The sequence below is a fragment of the Desulfovulcanus ferrireducens genome, assembly GCF_018704065.1.
Lineage (GTDB): Bacteria > Desulfobacterota > Desulfovibrionia > Desulfovibrionales > Desulfonatronovibrionaceae > Desulfovulcanus > Desulfovulcanus ferrireducens.
On record NZ_JAGUQP010000017.1, the window covers coordinates 56,542 to 64,372 of the forward strand.

Annotated in this window: 5 protein-coding genes and 1 pseudogene; 5 read left to right on the forward strand and 1 reads right to left on the reverse strand. The window is 40.7% G+C overall.

Annotated elements, in window-relative coordinates; translation table 11 throughout:
• Positions 1-115 precede the first annotated feature (115 nt).
• The 5 genes and pseudogenes from KFV02_RS07390 to KFV02_RS07410 form a co-directional block, all read left to right on the forward strand.
• Positions 116-946: a purine-nucleoside phosphorylase gene (locus tag KFV02_RS07390; protein ID WP_252380904.1), complete on the forward strand. Its 831-nt coding sequence runs from the start codon at positions 116-118 to the stop codon at positions 944-946.
• A gap of 30 nt (positions 947-976) precedes the next feature.
• The gene (locus KFV02_RS07395; RefSeq protein ID WP_252380905.1) at positions 977-2,611 is read left to right on the forward strand and encodes a HEAT repeat domain-containing protein; all 1,635 of its coding nucleotides are present in this window, start codon (positions 977-979) and stop codon (positions 2,609-2,611) included.
• A gap of 99 nt (positions 2,612-2,710) precedes the next feature.
• Positions 2,711-4,345 (forward strand): NAD+ synthase, encoded by a 1,635-nt coding sequence (locus KFV02_RS07400; RefSeq protein ID WP_252380906.1) that lies wholly within the window; start codon positions 2,711-2,713, stop codon positions 4,343-4,345.
• Between the two features lie 540 nt (positions 4,346-4,885).
• Positions 4,886-5,242 carry a hypothetical protein gene (locus KFV02_RS07405; protein WP_252380907.1) on the forward strand — a complete coding sequence of 119 codons (357 nt, stop codon included), beginning with the start codon at positions 4,886-4,888 and terminating at the stop codon, positions 5,240-5,242.
• A pseudogene (locus KFV02_RS07410) lies at positions 5,239-6,135 on the forward strand (IS701 family transposase); the annotation flags it as partial. The gene KFV02_RS07405 and the pseudogene KFV02_RS07410, both read left to right, overlap by 4 nt.
• Positions 6,136-6,476: 341 nt before the next feature.
• On the opposite strand, the gene KFV02_RS07415 reads toward KFV02_RS07410, so the two are convergent.
• Complete coding sequence (locus KFV02_RS07415; RefSeq protein ID WP_252380909.1) at positions 6,477-7,361, reverse strand: DMT family transporter; 885 nt, start codon at positions 7,359-7,361, stop codon at positions 6,477-6,479.
• Between the last annotated feature and the right edge of the window lie 470 nt (positions 7,362-7,831).

Below are 7,831 nucleotides of genomic sequence, written 5' to 3' on the forward strand. Positions count from 1 at the left end.
ATTTTACACAAAACCAATCTTCTGACTTCGCCTTTTCTTTCAACTAAAACCTTATTTTTACAGATACATTGCCAGTTTAGCCAAACAAAACCCTAATAACGATTATCTTAAAATTATGCAAAAAGAAAATAACGTCTATCAAACCTGTAAATTTTTTAAAGAAAATCTTCCGGTTGAACACGTTGGCGTAGCCCTGGTGCTAGGCAGTGGTCTGGGCGACTTTATCCAGTCCCTAAACCCGATGCTGGAGCTTCCTTACAGCCAAATCCCCCATTTTCCCCAGTCAACCATAAAAGGTCACCAGGGTGTCTTCTATCTTTGTCAACTAGAGCAGGTCAACCTCGCTATCTTATCCGGTCGGGTACATCTCTATGAAGGTTACTCTCCTTTTGAAGTAGCCTTTGCCACACGCGTTCTTGGAGTTCTGGGGGTGAAAAACATCATTTTAACCAATGCTGCCGGGGCATTAAACCCCCAATTTGACGTCGGCTCACTGATGCTCATTACCGACCACATCAATATGACCGGCAACAACCCCTTGACAGGTCCAAATGTGGATGAGTGGGGACCTCGCTTTCCCGACATGAGTCAAGTTTATTCTCCTGAACTCCAGCAACTTGCCCTGGACACTGCCAAGAAATTGCAAATCCGCCTGGAAAAGGGTGTCTATCTCTGTATTCCCGGTCCAAGCCTGGAAACCCCCGCTGAAACCAGGGCCTTTAGATTTTTAGGAGCAGATGCCATTGGTATGTCCACGGTTATGGAAGCCATTGTAGCCAAGCATATGGGCATGCGCATCCTGGGCCTTTCCTGCCTGACCAATAAAAACCTGCCCGACTGTATGGCTGAAACTTCACATGAGGAAATCCTGTCTCAGGCAAAGAAGGCAAACAGCATTTTAAGCACGCTCCTTTTAGATCTTATTCCAAGAATAAACTCCAACTGATAGTCAAACGACAAAAAGGGGACTTGATTAATGACAGAAATAAATCCCAAACATTTAATTGATGAACTTCAATATAATGTTAAGCGACAGGATAAAATCAAAGCAGATATTGTCCTGTCTTATTTCTTTGATGTAGATAAAAATACGCAAAAAGAACTGGTACGTATCCTGGAGCAAGGCCCTGCTGAATTTTCCATACCTCTTCTCGTTGATTTAATTCAAAAAAAAACAAGCTTGGTACATGAACTTCCAGAAATCAAGAACGCCTTAATTGCCAAGGCCCTGGAAGCTCCTGAACTTTTGCTCAAAATCATAGAAGACGATGCTATTCAACCTAAAGAATTATTTATCCGAATATCCGGAGAAATCCGGTTAGAACAGGCCCTGCCTGTCTTGATCAAAATTCTGGTCAACACCAAAGTTGAAAGTATCTTAAAAGAGACCATAACTACCCTTGGCCTCATTGGGGATCCCAAAGCCACAAATGCTGTAAGCGAATTTTTGTACTCCAACAATAAGGCTCTGACCATAGCGGCCATTAAAACCCTGGGACAAATTGGCACGCCCACTGCTATGCAAAGACTGGCTGAAAAACTAGGCCAAGACCCACAATTGGATGTACTCATCTTAGATATTTTTTCTCAAGTCCAGGATAACATAAGCCTGCAAAAATTGAATGAAACTCTTGGCTCACACTATGCTCACCTGCGCAACTATGCCAAAAGTAAATTGGTTCAAATCGGAGCCAAGGCTGTCCCCCTCTTAATCCAAAACCTAGTCTATGACGATCCGGATCTTTTAATCCACACCTTAAATGTTTTGGGGGAAATAGGTGATGCTTCTACCATAGTGCCCATCCGCAAGCTATTACACAACCACCCCGATGATCCTAATGTTCGCTTTGCAGCTTACGAAGCTTTAGGGATGCTGCCCATAGACAAAGGAGCTTATGTACTCGCTTCCGGACTCACAGACGAGGAAGAGCACGTACGGGTAGCCGCTGCCTCGGCCATTGACCGCAGCCTGAATGAAATCCTGGTGGCAGGCATAAAAAACATGGTCCGCCAAAAAGACGAGGACACGGTCAAAATTATCCGCTCCATTATCAATGCCCAGGCCTCAAATATCTTTATTTCCCTCATAGAAGAACCCGTTTTTCAAGAACTAGTCATCAACTTTCTCCAAAAAAAAGCTACGCCGGACGTTCGCGCCTATTTTCAAAAACTTTTGGATAAACATGGCTATAAAGACCTGGCCCAGAAACTGAGTAAAGAAGTTGCTACTCATAAAGCCAAAATCAGGGCTCTGGCTGTTGATGATTCTAAAATGATTTTAAATATCTACAAGTCAACACTGTATGAATTGGGATGTGACCCCATTCTCTTCGATAAACCGGCCGATGCCCTTGAGTGGCTTAAAAACAATAAACCTCAAATCATGTTTACCGATCTTAACATGCCAGAAATTACCGGAATTGACCTTATTGCCAAAACCAGATCCATCTACCGCAAAGCTGACTTACCCATAATCATGGTCACTACTCAAAATGAGGTCCAGGACAATGAAGCTGCTTATGCGGCAGGAGTCAATGAGATTCTCTTCAAGCCATTTACCAGCGAGACCATAAAACAAGTTCTTGACAAGTTCGTCACTAGTGGTTCGTAATTTTACTAAACGCTCAAGCTTGACTCACTGCATCATGAGAGTAAATCGTGTACGAAGCGGACTTTAAACTTTTTTAACTTTTAAGTTTTAAATATTGTTATGAAAATCGCCCTGTTACAGCTCAATCCAACTGTCAATCATCTGGAATTAAATAGCCAGAAAATTATTTCCTCTGTGGAAAAGGCCTATAAAAATGGCGCTGACCTTTGTATTACCGGCGAAATGTCCCTTTTAGGTTATCCGCCTCGAGACCTTCTTTTCAATACAAGTATAATTGAAAATTGTTGGGAGAAAGCCATAGAAATTGCCCGGAAAACAGAAAAATTTTGTCCTCTAATTCTGGGCTTGCCTATAAAAAGTAAACAAAGAGATAAACTATACAATGGGGCTGTTTTTATTTCCCAGGGAGAACCCAGGCAAAATTTTGGCAAAAGCCTTCTGCCCAATTATGATGTCTTTGACGAACAACGTTATTTTCTCCCCTATCCACAACCAGGTTTTTTAAATTTTAAAGGAGTAAAGCTTGGTATAACCATCTGCGAAGATATCTGGAACGACAAAGACTTCTGGCAGGAACGCAAATATTCTTTTGACCCGGTGGAGGCCCTAGCAGGGCAAGATGTGGATATCATTCTCAACCTTTCTGCTTCTCCTTTCACCTTGGGCAAACAAATCGTCCGTCAAAAAATATTAACGGCTCTAGCCAGAAAATATAAACTGCCGCTTCTTTATTGTAACCAGGTCGGCGGCAATGATGACCTCATTTTTGACGGCAGGAGTTGTGCGGTTGATCATGAGGGTCGGCTTCAGGCCAGGGCCAAAGCATTTGCCGAGGACATCCTTATTGTTAATATAAAAGATTGGACGCAAAACAGAATTGAAGTTCATGACTTTAGCCCCGAGGCAGAGGCCTGGCAGGCCCTGGTTCTGGGAACCAGAGACTATGTACGCAAATGCGGATTTAAAAAGGTTCTTCTCGGACTATCCGGAGGCATAGATTCATCCTTATGCGCGGCCATAGCTGCCCATGCCATAGGCCCGGAAAATGTCCTCGGAGTGCTTATGCCCTCACCACACACCAGCAAGCAAAGCATTCGTGATGCCTTGGACCTGGCCGATAATCTAAACATAAAGACCATAACCCTGCCCATAGAAAATTTAATGCGCTGCTTTGATCAAACGCTGCAACCTGTTTTTGCCGGCTTGTCTCCCGATGTGACTGAAGAAAATATCCAGTCGCGCATAAGAGGAAACTTGCTCATGGCCATATCCAATAAATATAACGCCATGCTCATTACCACCGGCAATAAATCAGAACTGGCAGTGGGCTATTGTACCATCTACGGGGACATGTCCGGCGGACTGGCCATTATTTCCGACGTACCCAAAACAATGGTTTATCGCCTCTGCCGCTGGCTAAACAAACAGGAGGGCAAAGACATTATCCCCTCCTCTGTACTCGAAAAACCACCTTCGGCCGAACTAAAACCAGACCAGAAAGACGAAGATAGTCTGCCTCCTTACAGTATCCTTGATAAAATCCTGCACCTTTATATTGAAAAAGGGCACTCTATAGACCAAATCATAGCCCAAGGATTTGACCCGTCACTTATAAACCGCGTCGCTGATATGGTTAAAAAGGCTGAATTCAAACGCTACCAGGCCCCGCCAGGACTAAAAATCACTGACCGCGCCTTTGGCACCGGATGGCGTATGCCCATTGCCAGAAAATAAACATTAAACTTTTTTACCAATAAAACCAATGAGTTACACCAAACCTAAAAATGTCAGAAAATCATGGTTGGCACTTTTGGTCGGCAATTTGTTTTAAAACGTCTTTATTCGTTAGAGGCTTTTTTTGTAAACGCCAAAACCTTACTATCCTTCTTCCAGCCAAAGACCTCATCAAGACAGATCTGCACGCCTGAGGATTAAAAACGGTTAACAACTTGTGAGGAAAAACAGAGCATCGGGATGAATGGGCTTGTATTTTGCTATGTTGCCCATAACTACCGGTAATAAAAGAATATTTGTTTACCCAAAATGTCTCATTATGCTCTGTCCGCAAGCAAGTCCTGAGAACAGGTCCAAGTCTTTGTACCAGCATGAAAGAAAGCAAGACTAGAATAAACAAACTAGAGTTTAGAGTCTCCTCAGTAAAAAAAATGATGAAAATTAAAAAAAGTTGGAAAAATCTCTTGACTTTACCGCGCAAATGCGCGGCCGCCTTTGGCGGCCTCCAAGAAAGAACTAATCTTTCTTGGAGGTGTAACCATGCTTTCTTCTCTAAAAATCTTCCAGCTTATCTCAGACTGGATAACTACCCTTTGGACTGGCTTGCCCACCAAGCTCAGACCAACTTTGCTAGAATTACTGCTTGGCGCTATTATCTCAAACTCAGGCCATATTACAGATGCTATTTTGGCTATCAAACCTGTAAGAACATGGACTACATACTTCAAAGTCATCGAAAATGGAAAATTCTCATGGCTAATACTTGCACGAAACTGGACAAAACTTTTGATTCGCTTACTGGGAAACTTCCAAAAAAGCACCAGCAGTAGGCCCTCCATCACGATCATGCCAAAAGACAAAACAGGCCCAAATTCCTTTGGGGGCAACTTCGGGTAACTCTGGCTATGATTGGCTCCAAAAACAAACGTTATGGTGCCTTTCCTCTCCTGATGAAACTTATTCCCAAAAACGGCAACTACTCCAAACTCAAGGCAGCAAAATTTTTAATGAAACTCTTTATTTCCTATACGGATGCTTCCTTCAACATCAAATTACTTCTGGATGCCTGGTATATGAAAGCAAACTTGCTTCTGCCTCTAATAAAAAACAATGTCACCGTTATAGGTCAGGTTCGCAGAGATACAGCTCTATACTTACAACCTGTAGCTACCAAAAAAGTAGGCAGACCTCGAAAATACGGTCGGAAACTAACATTCGAGCTGGTAAAGCAACTCTTTACCCTTCAGGAAGACTCTATTGTTGCATATGGCAAAGAGCGAAAGTTCCTATTTTATTCCTTAGAAGCAAAAGCCCGCTTCCTCAAAGGACACCTTTGCAAAATTGTTTGGTGTCGTCTTCAACAAGACACAGGCAAATGGACAAATTGGCACCTTTTATTGTCTACAGACCCAACTCTGTCTGGTTCCACAATTATTCACCTTTACTCACTGCGTTGGTGGACAGAGTCAATGTTCAACGAAATCAAAAACCTTTTTGGTCTTCAACATGCCTGGCAACAAACCAAACAGGCATTGGCCAGATGGCCATTTATTCTCTCTTTAGCTTACAGCATCCCCAAATTATTGTCCTTAGTATTGGAGCCAGGGGAAGCAAAGTCTTTCTTTTCAATCCCCTGGCGTACAGAGCAACCAATAACTGCCGGATGGATAGCTACTAGTATCAGATTTTATTTTCAAAACTTCAAGGTTCGCTGCCTGTGGGACCGAAAGTCCCAAAAAATGATCATAAAAAAACAGCACCTGGATTCAATTTATGGCAAGATAGCCTGACAATTAAGAATTATTCAGCAACTACAAAATATTTTTTACTCGCTTAACTAGCGATAATAGATAAGTGCGCCCGGCTTTGACCAACTGAAACTCTAAACTCTAGAAATTATATTTATCATTTATTATTGAGATATCATCAACGGATTTTACAAAGTCTACATTTAATTAATATTTTTCCAATTCTACTGGAGAACGTTATTTGGTACAAATAGGACAGTTACCATGGCCAATATATTATTTTATTTCAGCCTATTATGTAATCCAACCGAACAATGACGCTGAGGGGATTTCCAGTTGCTTTTATGAACTTGCTTTCCAGCTTTCCTGCTTTTCCGCCATTTTCACCTTTTTTTCTGGTTTTTTTGGGAGATAAAAACGCCTAGACTAATAAGGAATCCGCCAAAAATCATCAAACCGGTTATCCTTTCCTTTAAAATAAGGTTAGAAGATATGACAGTCACAACCGGGACTAAATACATATAATTTACAGTTACAACAATCCCGATTTTGTTGATCGACTTGTTCCATAGTACGTAACACATTGAGGAAGCTATCAATCCTAAAAACAGTAAGTTAAAAATTACATTTGAATTTGTTAGTTTATTAACATCAAATTCTGAATTAAATAAAAACATGAAGGGAAAAGAGGTAATTATTCCATAAAGAAAAACTTTTCTCATGACATAGATAAAATTATGTTTCCCTCCAATTATTTTCAGCAAAACCGCAAAAAATGCCCAAACAAATGCTGATAAAAAAGCTAAAAGATCACCTAATGGATTGAGTTTTAGAAAAAATTTACCGTTATACATAATAAAAAACGTCCCTGTAATTGCCAAAAAGAATCCGTAAATCAGGCTTTTGTTTATTTTCTCATCTGCAGTAATGATATGAGCGGTGATAGCAGCCAGAATTGGTGAAGCTGAAATGATGAAAGAGGCATTTGAAGCATATGTATAAGCCAGGGAAGTATTCTCAAAAACAAAATATAAAGAAATCCCGCACATTCCAGCAAGCATGAATAGCATTTCTTCTTTGATACTTTTTATCTTTTTTACTTTTGGATACATCAAAAATAATATGATATATGCAAAAATAAATCGATAAATTAAAATCTCATAGGCGTCGAGTGTTTTTAATAATATTTTAGTTGAAACGAAGCTATTACCCCAAACAAAAATACAAAATAAGGCAGCAATGTGCCATAGAATTATCTTTTTGCTCAATTTTAACTCCCGAATTCGGTTTGTAATTCAATAAATGCCAAAAATTCACAAACATTTATTACAACACACATTTTAGGGTTTTTTAAAAACGCAAATGTTAACAACCGGGTGGGCAAGCGCTATTTCCTTGTTTGTGATCTTTCCCGCAATTCTTACGAGGAATAGGTCCAACCTTCGCTATTGGAACGCTTGCCCACGCGAAAATTTATCGGCGCGGGCACAAAAACGTGCCCACCCTACATAACCATTCTACGGTAATTTAGAATAATCCTAAAATGTGTATTGTAAGAATAATAGTTTTTAATACGAGGGCCATTCTCGGATTTTTGGCTGTTGTTTGATCGGTCACTTGCATCAATTTGTGTGGTTTCGACACATATGAGACAAATTAGGTTCCAATTTTTTGCTTTTCCAGGAATCTAAAATATTTTGAAGAACGGGGTCTAATGATCTCGTTCGATTCCCAATAT